Annotated in this window: 15 protein-coding genes and 1 tRNA gene; 15 read left to right on the plus strand and 1 reads right to left on the minus strand. The window is 53.7% G+C overall.

Translation table 11 applies throughout. From position 1 onward, the window contains the following. A tRNA-Gly gene (locus OGV94_RS18855) sits at positions 1-76 on the plus strand. A gap of 270 nt (positions 77-346) precedes the next feature. Here OGV94_RS18855 and queG read toward each other — a convergent pair. After that, on the minus strand, positions 347-1,486 hold the full coding sequence (gene queG / locus OGV94_RS18860; protein ID WP_087052279.1) for a tRNA epoxyqueuosine(34) reductase QueG: 1,140 nt from the start codon (positions 1,484-1,486) through the stop codon (positions 347-349). On the opposite strand from queG, the gene nnr reads away from it, so the two are divergent. The 14 genes from nnr (at position 1,485) to rlmB (ending at position 17,574) form a co-directional block, all read left to right on the plus strand. After that, the gene (gene nnr / locus OGV94_RS18865; protein ID WP_100193860.1) at positions 1,485-3,032 is read left to right on the plus strand and encodes a bifunctional ADP-dependent NAD(P)H-hydrate dehydratase/NAD(P)H-hydrate epimerase; all 1,548 of its coding nucleotides are present in this window, start codon (positions 1,485-1,487) and stop codon (positions 3,030-3,032) included. The genes queG and nnr overlap by 2 nt on opposite strands. Further along, positions 3,004-3,465 (plus strand): tRNA (adenosine(37)-N6)-threonylcarbamoyltransferase complex ATPase subunit type 1 TsaE, encoded by a 462-nt coding sequence (tsaE, locus tag OGV94_RS18870; RefSeq protein WP_008786002.1) that lies wholly within the window; start codon positions 3,004-3,006, stop codon positions 3,463-3,465. The genes nnr and tsaE overlap by 29 nt, the downstream gene beginning before the upstream one ends. Before the next feature lie 16 nt (positions 3,466-3,481). Beyond that, on the plus strand, positions 3,482-4,813 hold the full coding sequence (gene amiB, locus OGV94_RS18875; RefSeq protein WP_047406733.1) for an N-acetylmuramoyl-L-alanine amidase AmiB: 1,332 nt from the start codon (positions 3,482-3,484) through the stop codon (positions 4,811-4,813). Positions 4,814-4,822: 9 nt separating this feature from the next. Further along, on the plus strand, positions 4,823-6,691 hold the full coding sequence (gene mutL / locus OGV94_RS18880) for a DNA mismatch repair endonuclease MutL (protein ID WP_286523960.1): 1,869 nt from the start codon (positions 4,823-4,825) through the stop codon (positions 6,689-6,691). Then, complete coding sequence (gene miaA / locus OGV94_RS18885) at positions 6,684-7,634, plus strand: tRNA (adenosine(37)-N6)-dimethylallyltransferase MiaA (protein ID WP_286523979.1); 951 nt, start codon at positions 6,684-6,686, stop codon at positions 7,632-7,634. The genes mutL and miaA overlap by 8 nt, the downstream gene beginning before the upstream one ends. A gap of 84 nt (positions 7,635-7,718) precedes the next feature. Next, positions 7,719-8,027, plus strand: coding sequence for an RNA chaperone Hfq (hfq, locus tag OGV94_RS18890; RefSeq protein ID WP_003025584.1), 309 nt, complete (start codon positions 7,719-7,721; stop codon positions 8,025-8,027). A 74-nt stretch (positions 8,028-8,101) separates the two neighbouring features. Further along, positions 8,102-9,382, plus strand: coding sequence for a ribosome rescue GTPase HflX (gene hflX, locus OGV94_RS18895; RefSeq protein ID WP_003025589.1), 1,281 nt, complete (start codon positions 8,102-8,104; stop codon positions 9,380-9,382). 187 nt (positions 9,383-9,569) lie between these two features. Next, positions 9,570-10,823 (plus strand): FtsH protease activity modulator HflK, encoded by a 1,254-nt coding sequence (gene hflK, locus OGV94_RS18900; protein ID WP_043018172.1) that lies wholly within the window; start codon positions 9,570-9,572, stop codon positions 10,821-10,823. Positions 10,824-10,825: 2 nt separating this feature from the next. Then, complete coding sequence (gene hflC, locus OGV94_RS18905; RefSeq protein WP_003830491.1) at positions 10,826-11,830, plus strand: protease modulator HflC; 1,005 nt, start codon at positions 10,826-10,828, stop codon at positions 11,828-11,830. Between the two features lie 82 nt (positions 11,831-11,912). Further along, positions 11,913-12,110, plus strand: coding sequence for a DUF2065 domain-containing protein (locus OGV94_RS18910; protein ID WP_043018173.1), 198 nt, complete (start codon positions 11,913-11,915; stop codon positions 12,108-12,110). A gap of 102 nt (positions 12,111-12,212) precedes the next feature. Then, the gene (gene purA, locus OGV94_RS18915; protein WP_043018174.1) at positions 12,213-13,511 is read left to right on the plus strand and encodes an adenylosuccinate synthase; all 1,299 of its coding nucleotides are present in this window, start codon (positions 12,213-12,215) and stop codon (positions 13,509-13,511) included. 216 nt (positions 13,512-13,727) lie between these two features. Next, on the plus strand, positions 13,728-14,153 hold the full coding sequence (nsrR, locus tag OGV94_RS18920) for a nitric oxide-sensing transcriptional repressor NsrR (protein ID WP_003025609.1): 426 nt from the start codon (positions 13,728-13,730) through the stop codon (positions 14,151-14,153). Between the two features lie 156 nt (positions 14,154-14,309). Next, positions 14,310-16,772: a ribonuclease R gene (gene rnr / locus OGV94_RS18925; protein ID WP_286523981.1), complete on the plus strand. Its 2,463-nt coding sequence runs from the start codon at positions 14,310-14,312 to the stop codon at positions 16,770-16,772. Between the two features lie 70 nt (positions 16,773-16,842). Beyond that, on the plus strand, positions 16,843-17,574 hold the full coding sequence (rlmB, locus tag OGV94_RS18930) for a 23S rRNA (guanosine(2251)-2'-O)-methyltransferase RlmB (protein ID WP_003830482.1): 732 nt from the start codon (positions 16,843-16,845) through the stop codon (positions 17,572-17,574). The last annotated feature ends 93 nt before the right edge of the window (positions 17,575-17,667 follow it).

A 17,667-nucleotide genomic window follows, 5' to 3' on the forward strand; every position in this document is an offset into this window, starting at 1 on the left:
GCGGGAATAGCTCAGTTGGTAGAGCACGACCTTGCCAAGGTCGGGGTCGCGAGTTCGAGTCTCGTTTCCCGCTCCAAATTCTTACCTCAATAAAAAATATCCACAACGAATAATCGCGTTGGGGACGTTTTGTTTCGTCATTGACATACTCTTGTAAACAGACTTATCCACAGGTTAGGGTATTATTCCTGGAATGCAAAAAACTTCGATAGGTGAATAGTATCATTTTAACTGCTTGAAATTATTGGTTTAATTATCATTTCAAATTGTTAATGCGATCACTTGACGATTTTTTCCCTCTTGAATATCAATGTGTTTTTATTTTTATACACAAGCTGTGGATGACTTAAGCGTCGCGCGGTAGACCCTTTTCAATGACCCTGACCAAACGTTGTTTCTTCGGTAACTGCACCTCAACTACGCAGGCATTTCGCTTCTCGATTTGCTGAGCAACCGCCCAGTCTATGTGTTCGTCGAGAAGTGTGTACTCACCTCTGCGACTTTCCAGCGCGTGAATAACAGCGTCATCCCAGGGGGCATTACCCAACGCAACGGCGATATTTCGCAGCCAACGCAGGTGGCCAATACGACGAATGGCAGACCCCTCTGTGACTTTTAAAAACCACGCTTCGCTCCAGCTAAACAGCTCTATTAACTCTGGAGCATGAAGCTGCTTGCGCGGGCTGAAGTCATCCTCTGCCGTCAACTGCGAATAGCGATTCCACGGGCAAATAAGCTGGCAATCATCGCAGCCGTAAATTCGATTCCCCATCAAGGGACGAAATTCTTCCGGGATCGCGCCTTCCAGTTCGATCGTGAGATAAGAGATACAGCGGCGCGCATCCACCGTGTAGGGTTCGACGATGGCCCCGGTGGGACAGATGGTCATGCAGGCGACGCATTTCCCGCATCCTTCTTCTACTGGTTGGTCGACCGGCAAGGGTAAATCGATCAGTAATTCCCCGAGGAAGAAAAATGATCCGGCTTCACGATTGAGGATAAGTGAGTGCTTACCTGTCCAGCCAAGCCCGGCTTTTTCCGCTAACGGGCGCTCAAGAATGGGCGCAGAATCGACAAAAGGTCTAAAATTCAGCGAAACGCAGTGCTGTTGAATCATCTCCCCCAGCTTTTTTAAGCGGTTACGCAGCAGCTTGTGATAGTCGCGGCCAAGCGCATAACGGCTGACGTAACCCAGCGAAGGGTTTTTCAATGTGCTGGCAAAGGCCGCTTTGGCAGGAAGATAGTTCATACGTACGCTGATGACTCGTAGCGTACCGGGCAATAATTCGTGAGGTCGGGCGCGCATCATGCCGTGACGGGCCATCCAGTCCATCTCGCCGTGATAGTGTTTATCCAGCCAGGCCTGCAGTTTGGGTTCCGCTTCGCTGAGGTCGGTATCGGCAATACCGACCTGCTGAAAGCCAAGCTCCAGCCCCCACTGCTTAATATTTTGCGCTAACTGATTGAGATCGAGGGGCTCTGACATGACGGACCATACAATGAAGAAAAACCCCGCAAGTATACCACACTCCATCTGGCACGCCGATGACATCAGGCGGATGGAGCGAGAGGCGGCAGACAGTTTAGGGCTGACGTTGTACGAACTGATGCAACGGGCGGGAGAGGCGGCGTTTCAGGTCACCCGCGAGGCATATCCGAACGCCAGACACTGGCTGGTGTTGTGTGGTCATGGCAACAACGGCGGAGATGGATACGTAGTGGCAAGGCTTGCCAAAGCGCAGGGTCTTGATGTTACGTTGCTGGCGCAGGAGAGCGATAAACCGCTCCCCGGGGAGGCGCAGCAGGCCCAGGACGCCTGGCTTAACGCCGGTGGCGTCATTCATGCTGTAGATATCAACTGGCCAGATAGCGTGGACGTCATTATTGATGCGCTGTCAGGCACTGGCTTAAAACATGCGCCGCGAGAGTCCCTTTCGGCAGTGATCGAGCGTGCCAATAGTCATCCTGCTCCTGTTGTGGCGATAGACATTCCATCCGGTCTGCTGGCGCAAACAGGGGCGACGCCGGGAGCGGTCATCAACGCCGCGCACACCGTCACCTTTATTGCGCTCAAGCCAGGTCTGCTAACGGGTAAAGCGCGCGATGTCACCGGATGCCTGCATGTTAACGCACTCGGGCTGGATGACTGGCTGGCGGGGCAGAACGCGCCGCTGCAGCGTTTTGATGCTCAACAGCTTGCGCACTGGCTGACGCCGCGTCGACCCACCTCGCACAAAGGCTCCCACGGTCGGCTGGTGATTATCGGCGGTGACCACGGTACGGCAGGCGCAATACGCATGGCCGGTGAAGCGGCGCTGCGTGCAGGAGCCGGGCTGGTCAAAGTGCTGACCCGCAGTGAAAACATTGCGCCTATTCTGACTGCCAGGCCGGAACTGATGGTTGATGCGCTGACGCCGCAGACGCTGGAAGAGAGCCTGGCATGGGCGGATGTTGTGGTGATAGGGCCTGGGCTTGGTCAGCAGGAGTGGGGTAAAAAAGCGCTGCAAAAGGTCGAGAATTTTCGCAAACCGATGCTCTGGGATGCGGATGCGCTGAACCTGCTGGCAATCAATCCCGATAAACGTCACAATCGCGTGATCACGCCGCATCCGGGTGAAGCCGCGCGACTGCTGGGCTGTTCCATTGCAGAAATTGAAGACGATCGCTTACTTTGTGCACAACGTCTGGTAAAACGGTACGGAGGCGTCGTGGTGCTGAAAGGCGCGGGTACGGTTGTTGCCGCTGAACAGGCTGAGTTGGGTATTATTGATACCGGCAATGCAGGAATGGCCAGCGGCGGAATGGGTGATGTGCTTTCCGGTATTATTGGCGCATTGCTCGGACAGAAGCTTACCCCGTATGATGCAGCATGTGCGGGATGTGTTGCGCACGGTGCGGCGGCGGATGTACTGGCGGCGCGTTTTGGTACGCGCGGCATGCTGGCGACAGATCTCTTTACCACGCTACAGCGTATTGTTAACCCTGATGTGATTGACGTTTATCATGATGAATCGAGTAATTCCACTACCTGATGAGCAGGCGACTTTAGACCTGGGACTGCGGGTAGCCAAAGCCTGTGATGGCGCGACGGTAATTTATTTGTACGGCGACCTGGGGGCGGGTAAAACCACTTTCAGCCGGGGATTCCTGCAAGCGTTAGGTCATAAAGGTAATGTAAAAAGCCCCACCTACACGCTGGTTGAACCCTATTCGCTCGATAACTTGATGGTATATCACTTCGATCTGTACCGACTTGCGGACCCGGAGGAGCTGGAGTTTATGGGGATCCGCGATTATTTTGCCAATGATGCCATCTGCCTGGTGGAATGGCCGCAACAAGGTAAAGGTGTACTGCCAGACCCGGACGTCGAAATACACATTGAATACCAGGCGCAAGGTCGAGAGGCGCGCGTAAGCGCAGTCTCCTCATCGGGTGATTTATTGCTGGCGCGTTTAGCCGATTAACCTTAAGGGTGGCGGGATGATTTATCGCATCAGAAACTGGCTGATGGCAACCCTGGTCCTGCTGTGCGCGCAGGCAGGGGCTGCCAGCCTCTCCGATCTTCAGGTATCTAATGGCGATCAACAGGCGCGGATTACGCTGAGCTTTATTGGCGATCCTGAATACGCCGTTTCGCAGGACGGGAAACGAACCGTCGCGCTGGATATTAAACAAACCGGTGTGATTCAGGGATTACCGCTGCTGTTTAGCGGCAATAATCTGGTGAAATCTATCCGTTCCGGCACGCCAAAGGATGCGCAGTCTCTGCGCCTGGTGGTGGATTTAACCGAGAATGGCAAAGCCGATGCCGTAAAACGCCAGAACGGCGGCAATTATACCGTCGTGTTTACCATCAAGGCTGATGCACCGCCGCCGCCGCCTCCACCGCCAGTGGTTGCGAAGCGTGTTGAGGCGCCGGTTATCGCCACGCGTCCTGCCGAGCCTGCGCGTAACCCGTTTAAAGCGGAAAACGATCGCACTACCGTGGTGACCAACAGTAATACCTCCACACGACCTGCGGCGCGCGCCAGCACAGGTAGCGGCGAAAAAGTGGTTATCGCTATTGATGCCGGTCACGGTGGACAGGATCCTGGCGCTATTGGTCCTGGCGGCACGCGTGAGAAAAACGTCACGATTGCCGTGGCGCGCAAACTGCGCAGTTTGCTCAATGATGATCCGATGTTTAAAGGCGTACTCACCCGTGATGGTGATTACTTTATCTCGGTGATGGGGCGTTCAGACGTCGCGCGTAAACAAAACGCTAATTTCCTGGTCTCTATTCATGCGGATGCCGCGCCAAACCGGGATGCCACAGGCGCTTCCGTCTGGGTATTGTCAAACCGTCGGGCAAACAGTGAGATGGCCGGCTGGCTGGAACAGCACGAGAAGCAATCGGAGCTGTTGGGCGGGGCGGGCGATGTGCTGGCAAACAGCCAGTCCGATCCTTATCTCAGCCAGGCCGTGCTGGATCTGCAGTTCGGTCATTCGCAACGCGTCGGGTATGATGTGGCGACCAGCATGATCGGCCAGTTAGAACGTATTGGCTCGATGCATAAGCGTCGCCCGGAACACGCCAGCCTTGGGGTATTACGTTCGCCTGATATCCCGTCAGTACTGGTCGAAACCGGTTTTATCAGTAACAACAGCGAAGAGCGTCTGTTGGCGAGTGATGACTACCAGCAGCAACTGGCCGAGGCAATTTACAAAGGATTGCGTAACTATTTCCAGGCGCACCCGATGCAAAGCGGGCCGCAGGGCGCACCGGCGCAAACCGCCAGTGCGGTATCACCTGGTAACACGTTAACAAATTAAGGATTAGCCATGCCGATTCAGGTTCTACCGCCACAGTTGGCGAACCAGATTGCCGCAGGCGAGGTGGTAGAACGGCCTGCGTCAGTGGTGAAAGAGCTGGTGGAAAACAGTATCGATGCCGGTGCGACGCGCATTGATATTGATATTGAGCGCGGCGGCGCGAAGCTTATCCGTATTCGTGACAACGGTTGCGGGATTAAAAAAGACGAGCTGGCGCTGGCTCTGGCGCGTCATGCCACCAGTAAAATTTCTTCGCTTGACGATCTTGAGGCTATCGTAAGCCTCGGGTTTCGCGGCGAAGCGCTGGCCAGTATCAGCTCCGTTTCTCGTTTAACCCTGACGTCACGGACGCAAGAACAACCCGAAGCCTGGCAAGCCTATGCCGAAGGGCGCGACATGGATGTGACGGTCAAACCTGCCGCGCATCCGGTGGGAACCACGCTGGAGGTGTTAGATCTGTTCTACAACACCCCGGCACGGCGCAAGTTTATGCGCACCGAGAAAACCGAATTTAATCATATCGATGAGATTATCCGCCGCATCGCGCTGGCGCGTTTTGATGTGACGATTAATTTGTCCCACAACGGCAAAGCGGTGCGCCAGTATCGCGCAGTGGCTGCGGATGGGCAGAAAGAGCGCCGACTGGGCGCGATTTGCGGTACGCCGTTTCTGGAACATGCGCTGGCGATTGAATGGCAGCATGGCGATTTAACACTGCGCGGCTGGGTGGCCGATCCTAATCATACGACGGCGGCGCTGGCGGAAATCCAGTATTGCTATGTGAATGGTCGAATGATGCGCGACCGCCTGATCAACCATGCTATCCGTCAGGCCTGTGAAGATAAGCTGGGGGCCGATCAGCAGCCCGCTTTTGTGCTGTATCTGGAAATCGACCCACATCAGGTGGATGTTAACGTACATCCTGCCAAACATGAGGTCCGTTTTCATCAATCTCGCCTGGTGCACGATTTTATTTACCAGGGCGTGTTGAGCGTCCTGCAGCAGCAGCTTGAAACGCCGCTGTCGTTGGCTGACGACGACGAGCCCGCCCCAAGGCACATCCCGGAAAACCGCGTTGCTGCCGGACGTAACCATTTTGCCGATCCGGCTCCCGCGCGTGAACCTGCGACGCCGCGGTACTCAGCATCCGCTGGCGCTGGAAGCGGCAGCAGTGGTGGTCGTCAGGCGGGGGTTGGTTGGCCTCATGCCCAATCGGGATATCAAAAGCAGCAGGGTGAGATTTATCAGCAACTGCTGCAGACGCCGATTCCGCCGCGTAAAACGCCGGCCACTGAAACGCCATCGGCACCTCTGAGTGGCAACGGCCAGGGCTTTGGGCGGGTGCTAACGATTGTCGGTACGGACTGCGCGTTACTCGAGTGCGATGGCCAGATTCGCTTGCTGGCATTACCAGTGGCGGAACGTTGGCTGCGTCAGGCGCAGTTAACGCCGGGCGAGGGAGGCGTTTGCGCTCAGCCGTTGCTGATTCCTTTACGTCTAAAAGTGACCGCTGATGAAAAAGCGGCCCTGCAAAAAGGGCAGAGCCAACTGGCTGAATTGGGCATTGAATTTCAACTGGATGCGCAGCATGTGACCATCCGGGCGGTGCCTTTACCCTTACGCCAACAAAATTTACAAATCTTGATTCCTGAACTGATAGGCTACCTGGCGCAGCAGTCCGTATTCGAACCGGGCAATATTGCACAGTGGATTGCACGTAACCTGATTAGCGAGCATCCGCAGTGGAGCATGGCTCAGGCGATTACGCTGCTAGCGGATGTTGAGCGGCTCTGCCCACAACTCGTGAAGGCACCGCCGGGTGGTCTGTTACAATCTGTTGATTTACATTCGGTAATGAATGCCCTGAAACATGAGTGATACCCGTAAGGCGAGCCTGCCAAAGGCGATTTTTTTGATGGGGCCAACGGCCTCCGGTAAAACGGCTCTCGCAATTGAATTGCGTAAAGTTTTGCCCATAGAGTTGATAAGCGTTGATTCCGCCCTTATTTACAAGGGGATGGATATCGGTACTGCCAAGCCTGATGCAGATGAATTACAGGCCGCGCCGCACCGATTGCTGGATATCCGCGATCCGTCGCAAGCGTACTCCGCCGCTGATTTTCGCCGCGATGCGTTAGCCGAGATGGCCGATATCACCGCTGCGGGACGTATCCCGCTGCTGGTGGGCGGCACAATGTTATATTTCAAAGCCTTGCTTGAAGGGCTGTCGCCGTTACCGTCGGCGGACCCGCAAGTCAGGGCCAGAATTGAGCAGCAGGCGGCAGAGCTCGGGTGGGACGCGTTACACCGACAGCTTCAGGAAATCGATCCGGTGGCTGCGGCGCGTATTCATCCAAATGATCCGCAAAGACTTTCCCGGGCACTGGAAGTTTTTTTCATTTCGGGTAAAACTTTAACGGAGCTGACGCAAACGTCAGGAGATGCTTTGCCGTATCAGGTGCATCAGTTTGCAATCGCCCCGGCGAGCCGTGAACTGCTCCATCAGCGAATTGAGCAGCGTTTTCATCAGATGTTGGCTTCAGGTTTTGAAGCAGAAGTCCGGGCGCTTTTTGCCCGTGGAGATTTGCATACGGATTTGCCTTCCATTCGTTGTGTAGGGTATCGCCAGATGTGGTCATACATTGAAGGCGAAATTTCATACGATGAAATGGTTTATAGAGGTGTTTGCGCCACGAGGCAGTTGGCGAAGCGACAGGTAACCTGGTTGCGTGGTTGGGAAGGGGTGCACTGGCTTGACAGTGAAAAGCCTGACCAGGCGCGAAAAGAAGTATTACAGGTTGTTGGTGCTATCGCGAACTGAATGTGTACAATTGAAACGTATCGTGCGCAATTTTTCAGAATCGAAAGGTTCAAAGTACAAATAAGCATATAAGGAAAAGAGAGAATGGCTAAGGGGCAATCTTTACAAGATCCGTTCCTGAACGCACTGCGTCGGGAACGTGTTCCAGTTTCTATTTATTTGGTGAATGGTATTAAGCTGCAAGGTCAAATCGAGTCTTTTGATCAGTTCGTGATCCTGTTGAAAAACACGGTCAGCCAGATGGTTTATAAGCACGCGATTTCTACTGTTGTCCCGTCTCGCCCGGTTTCTCATCACAGCAATAATGCCACCGGCGGCACTGGCAGCAACTACCATCACGGTAGCAACGCGCAAGGTTCATCTGCGCAACAGGACAGCGAAGAAACCGAATAAGGTTGTTAGCTGTTTTACCCACGGGGAGCCAGCGATCCTGCGTTCCCCGTTGATATATATTAAGGGGTTGACGCTTGTTTGACCGTTATGATGCCGGTGAGCAGGCGGTACTGGTACACATCTATTTTTCGCAAGACAAAGATATGGAAGACCTCCAGGAGTTTGAATCTCTGGTTTCTTCCGCCGGTGTCGAAGCAATGCAGGTGATTACCGGGAGCCGTAAAGCACCGCACCCGAAGTATTTTGTTGGTGAAGGTAAGGCAATCGAAATTGCCGAAGCCGTAAAAGCGACTGGCGCTGCGGTGGTGATTTTTGATCATGCTCTAAGCCCCGCCCAGGAACGTAACCTGGAACAATTATGCCAGTGTCTTGTTATCGACAGGACCGGTCTTATTTTAGATATTTTTGCCCAGCGTGCGCGCACCCATGAGGGTAAATTGCAGGTTGAGCTGGCGCAGTTGCGCCATATGGCTACGCGTCTGGTCCGTGGCTGGACCCACCTTGAAAGGCAAAAGGGCGGGATTGGTTTGCGCGGTCCGGGTGAAACCCAGCTCGAAACCGACCGTCGTTTGCTGCGTAATCGCATTTTGCAAATACAGTCGCGCCTGGAAAAAGTTGAAAAGCAACGTGAGCAGGGGCGGCAGTCGCGCAAGAAAGCGGATGTCCCAACCGTATCACTGGTGGGATATACCAACGCCGGAAAATCCACCCTGTTCAACCAGATCACCGAAGCCCGGGTTTACGCAGCGGACCAGCTGTTTGCGACCCTGGATCCAACGCTGCGCCGCATAGACGTAGCGGACGTTGGTGAAACCGTGCTGGCGGATACCGTAGGGTTTATCCGCCATTTGCCGCACGACCTGGTGGCGGCATTTAAAGCCACCCTGCAGGAAACACGTCAGGCGACATTGCTGCTGCACGTTATTGATGCTGCAGATTTTCGTGTGCAGGAAAACATCGAGGCCGTCGACACGGTGCTCGAAGAGATCGATGCACACGAGATCCCGACCCTGCTGGTGATGAATAAAATCGATATGCTGGATGATTTTGAACCGCGTATTGACAGAGATGAAGAGAATAAACCCATTCGCGTTTGGGTTTCAGCGCAAACGGGTATTGGCATACCACAGCTTTTTCAGGCTTTGACAGAGCGTCTTTCCGGTGAGGTTGCGCAGCATACGTTGCGTTTGCCGCCGCAGGAAGGGCGTCTGAGAAGCCGGTTTTACCAACTTCAGGCAATAGAAAAAGAGTGGATGGAGGAAGACGGTAGCGTAGGTCTGCAAGTACGTATGCCGATCGTAGACTGGCGTCGCCTCTGTAAACAAGAACCGGCACTGGAAGACTATGTTGTCTGACCTGACGGATATGGCCTGAAGATTTTTTCGCCTCTATTCCTTGTGGTTTTGTGCAGCAGGAAGGCGGCAAGTTCTGAAATATCCCGAAGCATAGTCAACTATGTGACGGGAGTGAGGAACGTAGCCAACGCATCTGCAGCGCAAAAGACGCAGGTATAGCATCGCATAACAAATATGGAGCACAAACATGGCGTGGAATCAGCCCGGTAATAACGGACAAGACCGCGACCCGTGGGGAAGCAGCAAACCTGGCGGCAACCCTGAGGGAAATGGAAACAAAGGCGGTCGCGATCAGGGACCTCCCGATCTGGATGATATTTTCCGTAAACTGAGTAAAAAACTCGGTGGTCTGGGTGGCGGTAAAGGTACGGGTTCCGGCGGCGGTAGTTCATCGCAAGGTCCGCGTCCGCAACTGGGTGGTCGAGTCTTTACTATCGCAGCGGCAGCTATTGTCATTATCTGGGCGGCCAGCGGTTTCTACACCATTAAAGAAGCGGAACGCGGCGTGGTGACACGCTTCGGTAAATTCAGCCATTTGGTTGAACCGGGTCTGAACTGGAAACCGACCTTTATCGACGAAGTGACTCCGGTCAACGTGGAAGCCGTGCGTGAACTTGCCGCATCCGGCGTCATGCTGACCTCTGACGAAAACGTCGTGCGCGTTGAAATGAACGTGCAGTACCGCGTGACCGATCCGCAGCGTTACCTGTTTAGCGTAACCAGCGCGGATGACAGTCTGCGTCAGGCTACCGACAGCGCCCTGCGCGGGGTTATCGGTAAATACACCATGGACCGTATCCTGACCGAAGGGCGTACCGTTATTCGTAGCGATACCCAGCGTGAACTGGAAGAAACGATCCGCCCGTACAACATGGGTATCACTCTGCTGGACGTCAACTTCCAGGCAGCACGTCCGCCGGAAGAAGTAAAAGCCGCGTTTGACGATGCCATTGCCGCACGTGAAAACGAGCAGCAGTACATCCGTGAAGCAGAAGCATACACCAACGAAGTTCAGCCGCGTGCTAACGGTCAGGCGCAGCGTATTCTGGAAGAAGCGCGCGCTTACAAAACGCAAACCATCCTGGAAGCTCAGGGTGAAGTGGCTCGCTTCGCAAAAATTCTGCCGGAATATAAAGCCGCACCGCAAATTACTCGCGAGCGTCTGTATATCGAAACCATGGAAAAAGTGCTGAGCAATACCCGCAAAGTCCTGGTTAACGATAAGGGTAGCAATCTGATGGTTCTGCCGCTGGATCAAATGCTGAAAGGCGGTAGTGCGCCAGCAGCCAAGAGCGACAGCAGTTCAAACCTGCTGCGTCTGCCGCCAGCAACGACTTCCGGCTCTGGAGCAAGCAACACTTCGTCCACCAGTCAGGGCGATATTATGGACCAACGCCGCGCGAACGCGCAGCGTAACGACTACCAGCGTCAGGGGGAATAACGATGCGTAAGTCAGTTATTGCGATTATCATCATCGTTCTGGTAGTTCTGTTCATGTCCGTCTTTGTGGTCAAAGAAGGCGAGCGTGGGATTACTCTGCGCTTTGGTAAAGTTCTGCGTGACGATGAAAACAAGCCGCTGGTCGTTGCACCAGGCCTGCACTTCAAGATTCCGTTTATTGAATCTGTGAAGATGCTGGATGCGCGTATTCAGACCATGGACAACCAGGCCGATCGCTTTGTTACCAAAGAGAAGAAAGATCTGATCGTTGACTCCTACATTAAGTGGCGCATCAGTGACTTTAGCCGTTACTACCTGGCAACGGGCGGTGGCGATGTTTCTCAGGCTGAAGTCCTGCTGAAACGTAAGTTCTCTGACCGTCTGCGTTCTGAAATTGGTCGTCTGGACGTCAAAGACATCGTTACCGACTCCCGCGGTCGTCTGACCCTGGAAGTGCGTGACGCGCTGAACTCCGGTTCTGCTGGCACGGAAGATGAAGTCGCGACGCCGGCGGCAGATAGCGCGATTGCCGAAGCGGCTGAGCGTGTTCAGGCTGAAACGAACGGTAAAGTACCGGTCATCAACCCGAACAGTATGGCGGCATTGGGCATCGAAGTGGTTGACGTGCGTATTAAGCAAATCAACCTGCCTGCTGAAGTATCTGAGGCTATCTACAACCGTATGCGCGCTGAGCGTGAAGCGGTAGCGCGTCGCCATCGTTCACAAGGTCAGGAAGAAGCGGAAAAACTGCGTGCAACGGCGGACTATGAAGTGACTAAAACGCTGGCAGAATCTGAGCGTCAAGGCCGCATCATGCGCGGTGAAGGCGATGCGGAAGCGGCTAAACTGTTTGCCGATGCGTTCAGTCAGGATCCTGACTTCTACGCCTTCATCCGTAGCCTGCGTGCTTACGAGAAGAGCTTCGAAGGCAACCAGGACGTGATGGTCATGAGCCCGGACAGCGATTTCTTCCGCTACATGAAGACACCGAATACCGCAACACGCTAAGAGCAGTCCAGCGGTTTTAAAGCAGCAAAACCACCGGCATCTCCAGGGATGCGGTGGTTTTCTTTTTATTTAAGGGCGATGGATGAATTCAACAATTTTGCTGGCGCTTGCGCTGGTTTTGGTCCTTGAAGGCCTGGGTCCGATGCTTTATCCCAATGCGTGGAAGAAAATGATCTCCGCGATGGCCCAGCTTCCAGAAAATACTTTGCGTCGTTTTGGTGGAGGTCTTGTGGTTGCGGGCGTTGTGGTCTACTACATGTTGAGGAAAACGATTGGCTGATCAATAAGTAGCCTATTTTGCGGATTTTCGCATGCAAAAAGTGCTGTATATCTGAAAAAGCGGTGGTAGAATCCATTTTTAAGCAAACGGTGATTTTGAAAAATGGGTAACAACGTCGTCGTACTGGGCACCCAATGGGGTGACGAAGGTAAAGGGAAGATTGTTGATCTTCTGACTGAACGGGCTAAATATGTTGTGCGCTACCAGGGTGGACACAACGCAGGCCATACTCTCGTAATCAACGGTGAAAAAACCGTCCTCCATCTTATTCCATCAGGTATTCTTCGCGAGAATGTCATCAGCATCATCGGTAACGGTGTTGTACTGTCTCCGTCCGCGCTGATGAAAGAAATGAAAGGACTGGAAGATCGTGGTATCCCGGTTCGCGAGCGCCTGCTGTTGTCTGAAGCTTGTCCGCTGATCCTTGATTATCACGTTGCGTTGGATAACGCTCGTGAGAAAGCGCGTGGCGAGAAAGCGATCGGTACTACCGGTCGTGGTATCGGTCCGGCTTATGAAGACAAAGTAGCTCGTCGCGGTCTGCGCGTTGGCGATCTGTTTGATAAAGCAACCTTCGCTGAAAAACTGAAAGAAGTGATGGAATATCACAACTTCCAGCTGGTGAATTTCTATAAAGTTGAAGCAGTTGACTACCAGAAAGTGCTGGATGATGTAATGGCGATTGCCGACATCCTGACCGCTATGGTTGTTGATGTTTCCGATCTGCTGGACCAGGCGCGTAAGCGTGGCGATTTCGTCATGTTCGAAGGCGCGCAGGGTACCCTGCTGGATATCGACCATGGTACCTATCCGTACGTAACGTCTTCCAACACCACCGCGGGTGGCGTGGCGACCGGCTCCGGCCTGGGCCCGCGTTATGTGGACTACGTTCTGGGTATCATCAAAGCTTACTCTACTCGTGTCGGTGCGGGTCCATTCCCGACTGAGCTGTTTGATGACGTTGGCGAGTTCCTGTGCAAACAAGGTAACGAGTATGGCGCGACCACCGGTCGTCGTCGTCGTACCGGTTGGCTGGACTCCGTGGCCGTACGCCGTGCAGTACAGATTAACTCCCTGTCTGGCTTCTGCCTGACCAAACTGGACGTACTGGACGGTTTGAAAGAGGTGAAAATCTGTGTCGCTTACCGTATGCCGGATGGCCGTGAAGTAACGACTACTCCGCTGGCAGCTGACGACTGGAAAGGTATCGAGCCGATTTACGAAACCATGCCGGGCTGGTCTGAATCTACCTTCGGCGTGAAGGAGCGTAGCGGTCTGCCGCAGGCAGCACTGAACTACATCAAGCGTATTGAAGAACTGACCGGTGTGCCGATTGATATTATCTCAACTGGCCCAGACCGTACTGAAACCATGATCCTGCGCGACCCGTTCGACGCATAATTCTGGTTATAGCGTAGCGTCAAACGGCGCTGCGCTTGCACTAATTTAGGCCGGATGAGGCGTTTTGCATCAGGATCCGGCTTAAAATCACGTAAGTTCCTCGCTTTTTTCCTTCCCGAACTGAAATAAATTAGCGACCTGGCTGGTGGCTGGTTTATCATCAATGTAATTAATACCACCAGGTTTATCCGTTTTATCCCTTTTCCTGAGGTTGATGTGCAGTTAACAAGTTTCACCGATTACGGATTACGTGCGCTAATCTACATGGCGTCACTTCCCGAAGGACGTATGACCAGTATTTCTGAGGTGACAGAAGTCTACGGCGTGTCCCGTAATCATATGGTCAAAATAATCAATCAACTTAGCCGGGCGGGCTTTGTTACTGCTATTCGAGGAAAAAATGGCGGTATCCGCCTGGGTAAACCCGCTAAGGATATTGGTATTGGTGATGTGGTTCGCGAGCTGGAACCCTTATCGTTGGTCAACTGTAGCAGCGAGTTTTGCCACATTACCCCGGCCTGTCGACTCAAACAGGCGCTTTCTAAAGCAGTGCAAAGTTTTCTCACGGAACTGGACAACTACACACTTGCTGATTTGGTTGAAGAAAATCAACCGCTTTATAAATTATTGCTGGTGGAATAATGAATTCCAACGTATTTCGCGTCGCATCGCGGCGGCAACTGAGCGACTCCCCAGGAGCTTACAAAAGTAAGTGACTGAGGGGAGCAAAGGCAGCCAACAAAGAGGCGACGTGAAAGGCGAAGGAATTCCACCAGAGCTGACAATGGAGGAACCTCGATGTCACAAGATCCTTTCCAGGAACGCGAAGCTGAAAAATACGCGAATCCTATCCCGAGCCGGGAATTTATCCTCGAACATTTAACTAAACGTGAAAAACCGGCCAACCGCGATGAGCTGGCCGCTGAACTCAACATTGAAGGTGAAGAACAGCAAGAAGCGCTGCGTCGTCGCCTGCGCGCGATGGAGCGTGACGGACAACTGGTCTTCACCCGTCGTCAGTGCTACGCGCTGCCGGAACGTCTCGACCTGCTGAAAGGTACCGTTATTGGCCACCGTGATGGCTACGGCTTTCTGCGCGTTGAAGGGCGCAAAGATGACCTGTACCTGTCCAGTGAGCAGATGAAAACCTGCATACATGGCGATCAGGTGCTGGTGCAGCCGTTGGGCGCGGACCGTAAAGGTCGTCGCGAAGCGCGTATTGTGCGCGTACTGGTGCCGAAAACCAGCCAGATTGTGGGTCGCTACTTCACCGACGCTGGCGTCGGGTTTGTCGTTCCTGACGACAGCCGCCTGAGTTTCGATATCCTGATCCCACCTGAAGAAGTGATGGGCGCTCGCATGGGCTTTGTGGTCGTGGTTGAGCTGACCCAGCGTCCGACTCGTCGCACCAAAGCGGTGGGTAAAATTGTTGAAGTGCTGGGCGACAACATGGGAACCAGCATGGCCGTGGATATGGCACTGCGTACCCATGAAATCCCGTATATCTGGCCTCAGGCGGTTGAAAAGCAGGTCGCCGGGCTGAAAGAAGAAGTGCCGGAAGAGGCGAAAGTCGGGCGTGTCGATCTGCGCTCCCTGCCGCTGGTTACTATCGATGGCGAAGATGCGCGTGACTTTGACGATGCGGTCTACTGCGAGAAGAAACGCGGCGGCGGCTGGCGTTTATGGGTAGCGATTGCTGACGTAAGCTATTACGTTCGTCCGCCGACTCCGCTGGATCAGGAAGCGCGTAGCCGTGGCACATCTGTTTATTTCCCGTCGCAGGTTGTTCCAATGCTGCCGGAAGTGCTGTCTAACGGATTGTGTTCGCTCAACCCGCAGGTGGACAGGTTGTGTATGGTCTGTGAAATGACCATTTCGTCGAAAGGCCGCTTAACCGGCTTTAAATTCTACGAAGCGGTAATGAGCTCCCATGCGCGTCTGACTTACACCAAAGTCTGGCATATGCTGCAAGGCGATCAGGAGCTGCGTGAACAGTACGCGCCGTTGGTTAAACACATTGAAGAGCTGCATAACCTCTACAAAGTACTGGATAAAGCCCGTGAAGAGCGCGGCGGTATCTCGTTTGAGAGTGAGGAAGCGAAGTTTATCTTCAATGCTGAACGCCGTATTGAGCGTATCGAGCAGACGCAGCGTAACGACGCGCACAAGCTGATTGAAGAGTGCATGATCATGGCGAACATCTCCGCGGCGCGATTCGTTGAGAAAGCCAAGGAGCCGGCGCTGTTCCGTATTCATGATAAGCCGACGACCGAAGCGATTAACTCGTTCCGTTCGGTGCTGGCGGAACTGGGACTGGAGCTGCCTGGCGGCAATAAACCTGAACCGCGTGATTATGCTGAACTGCTTGAGTCGATTGCTGACCGCCCTGACGCTGAAATGCTGCAGACTATGCTGCTGCGTTCGATGAAGCAGGCTATTTACGATCCGGAAAACCGCGGGCACTTTGGTCTGGCGCTGCAATCTTATGCGCACTTTACCTCACCAATCCGTCGTTATCCGGACCTCTCCTTGCACCGGGCGATTAAGTATCTGCTGGCGCAGGAGCAGGGCCATAAAGGTAACACCACGGAAACCGGTGGCTACCATTATTCGATGGAAGAGATGCTGCAACTGGGTCAGCACTGTTCGATGGCCGAGCGCCGTGCGGACGAAGCGACGCGCGACGTTTCTGATTGGCTGAAGTGCGACTTCATGCTGGATCAGGTAGGGAATGTCTTCAAAGGCGTGATCGCCAGCGTGACCGGGTTTGGCTTCTTTGTCCGTCTTGATGAGCTGTTTATCGACGGTCTGGTGCATGTCTCCTCGCTGGATAACGACTACTATCGTTTTGACCAGGTTGGGCAGCGACTGACGGGGGAATCCAGCGGTCAAATGTATCGCCTGGGCGATCGCGTGGAAGTTCGCGTGGAAGCGGTTAACATGGACGAGCGTAAAATCGACTTCAGTTTGATCTCCAGCGAACGTGCGCCGCGCAATGAAGGTAAAACCGCGCGTGAAAAAGCGAAAAAAGGCGATGCAGGTAAAAATACCGGTAAACGTCGTCAGATGGGCAAAAAGGTGAATTTCGAGCCGGACAGCGCTTTCCGCGGCGAGAAGAAAGGCAGAGCCAAACCTCAGCCGGAGAAGAATGCGACTGAGAAGAAAGGCGACAAAAAAGCGAAAAAGCCATCGGCTAAAACGCTTAAAATCGCTGCCGCCACCAAAGCTAAACGTGCGGCGAAAAAGAAAATCGCACAGTAACAGCCATAAACAGTAAGCCGGGCAACTTCGCGTTGCCCGCGTTACGCATAAACTATTAACGAGTACATTCATGAGTGAAATGATTTACGGCATCCATGCGGTGCAGGCTCTGCTGGAACGTGCGCCTGAGCGCTTCCAGGACGTCTTTATTCTCAAAGGTCGTGAAGATAAACGCCTGCTGCCGCTGATCCACGCACTGGAAGCACAGGGTGTTGTCATTCAGTTGGCTAATCGCCAGTTCCTGGATGAGAAAAGCGAGGGTGCGGTACATCAGGGAATTATTGCTCGCGTGAAGCCGGGTCGTCAGTATCAGGAAAACGATCTGCCGGATCTGATTGCTACGCTCGATCAACCCTTCTTTTTGATCCTTGATGGCGTCACCGATCCACATAACCTGGGGGCGTGCCTGCGTAGCGCAGATGCTGCCGGCGTACATGCTGTTATCGTACCGAAGGATCGTTCTGCACAGTTGAATGCGACGGCGAAAAAAGTGGCCTGCGGCGCGGCAGAAAGCGTACCGCTGATCCGTGTGACCAACCTGGCGCGCACTATGCGTATGCTGCAGGAAGAGAATATTTGGATCGTCGGAACCGCAGGTGAAGCCGACCATACTCTCTACCAGAGCAAAATGACCGGGCGTCTGGCGCTGGTGATGGGCGCGGAGGGTGAAGGTATGCGCCGTCTGACCCGTGAACACTGTGACGAACTGATCAGCATCCCGATGGCAGGTAGCGTTTCGTCGCTGAACGTTTCGGTTGCAACGGGCATCTGCCTGTTTGAAGCAGTCCGCCAGCGCGGCTAAACTTACTTTTCAGACAAAGCCACTCGGATTCGGGTGGCTTTTTTTTATTTTAAACGAGTATGATAAAGGCTAGAAAATGATATTCATTTTATT

The organism is Citrobacter sp. Ce006 (assembly GCF_030336535.1).
In the GTDB taxonomy this organism is placed as follows: Bacteria; Pseudomonadota; Gammaproteobacteria; order Enterobacterales; family Enterobacteriaceae; genus Citrobacter; species Citrobacter europaeus.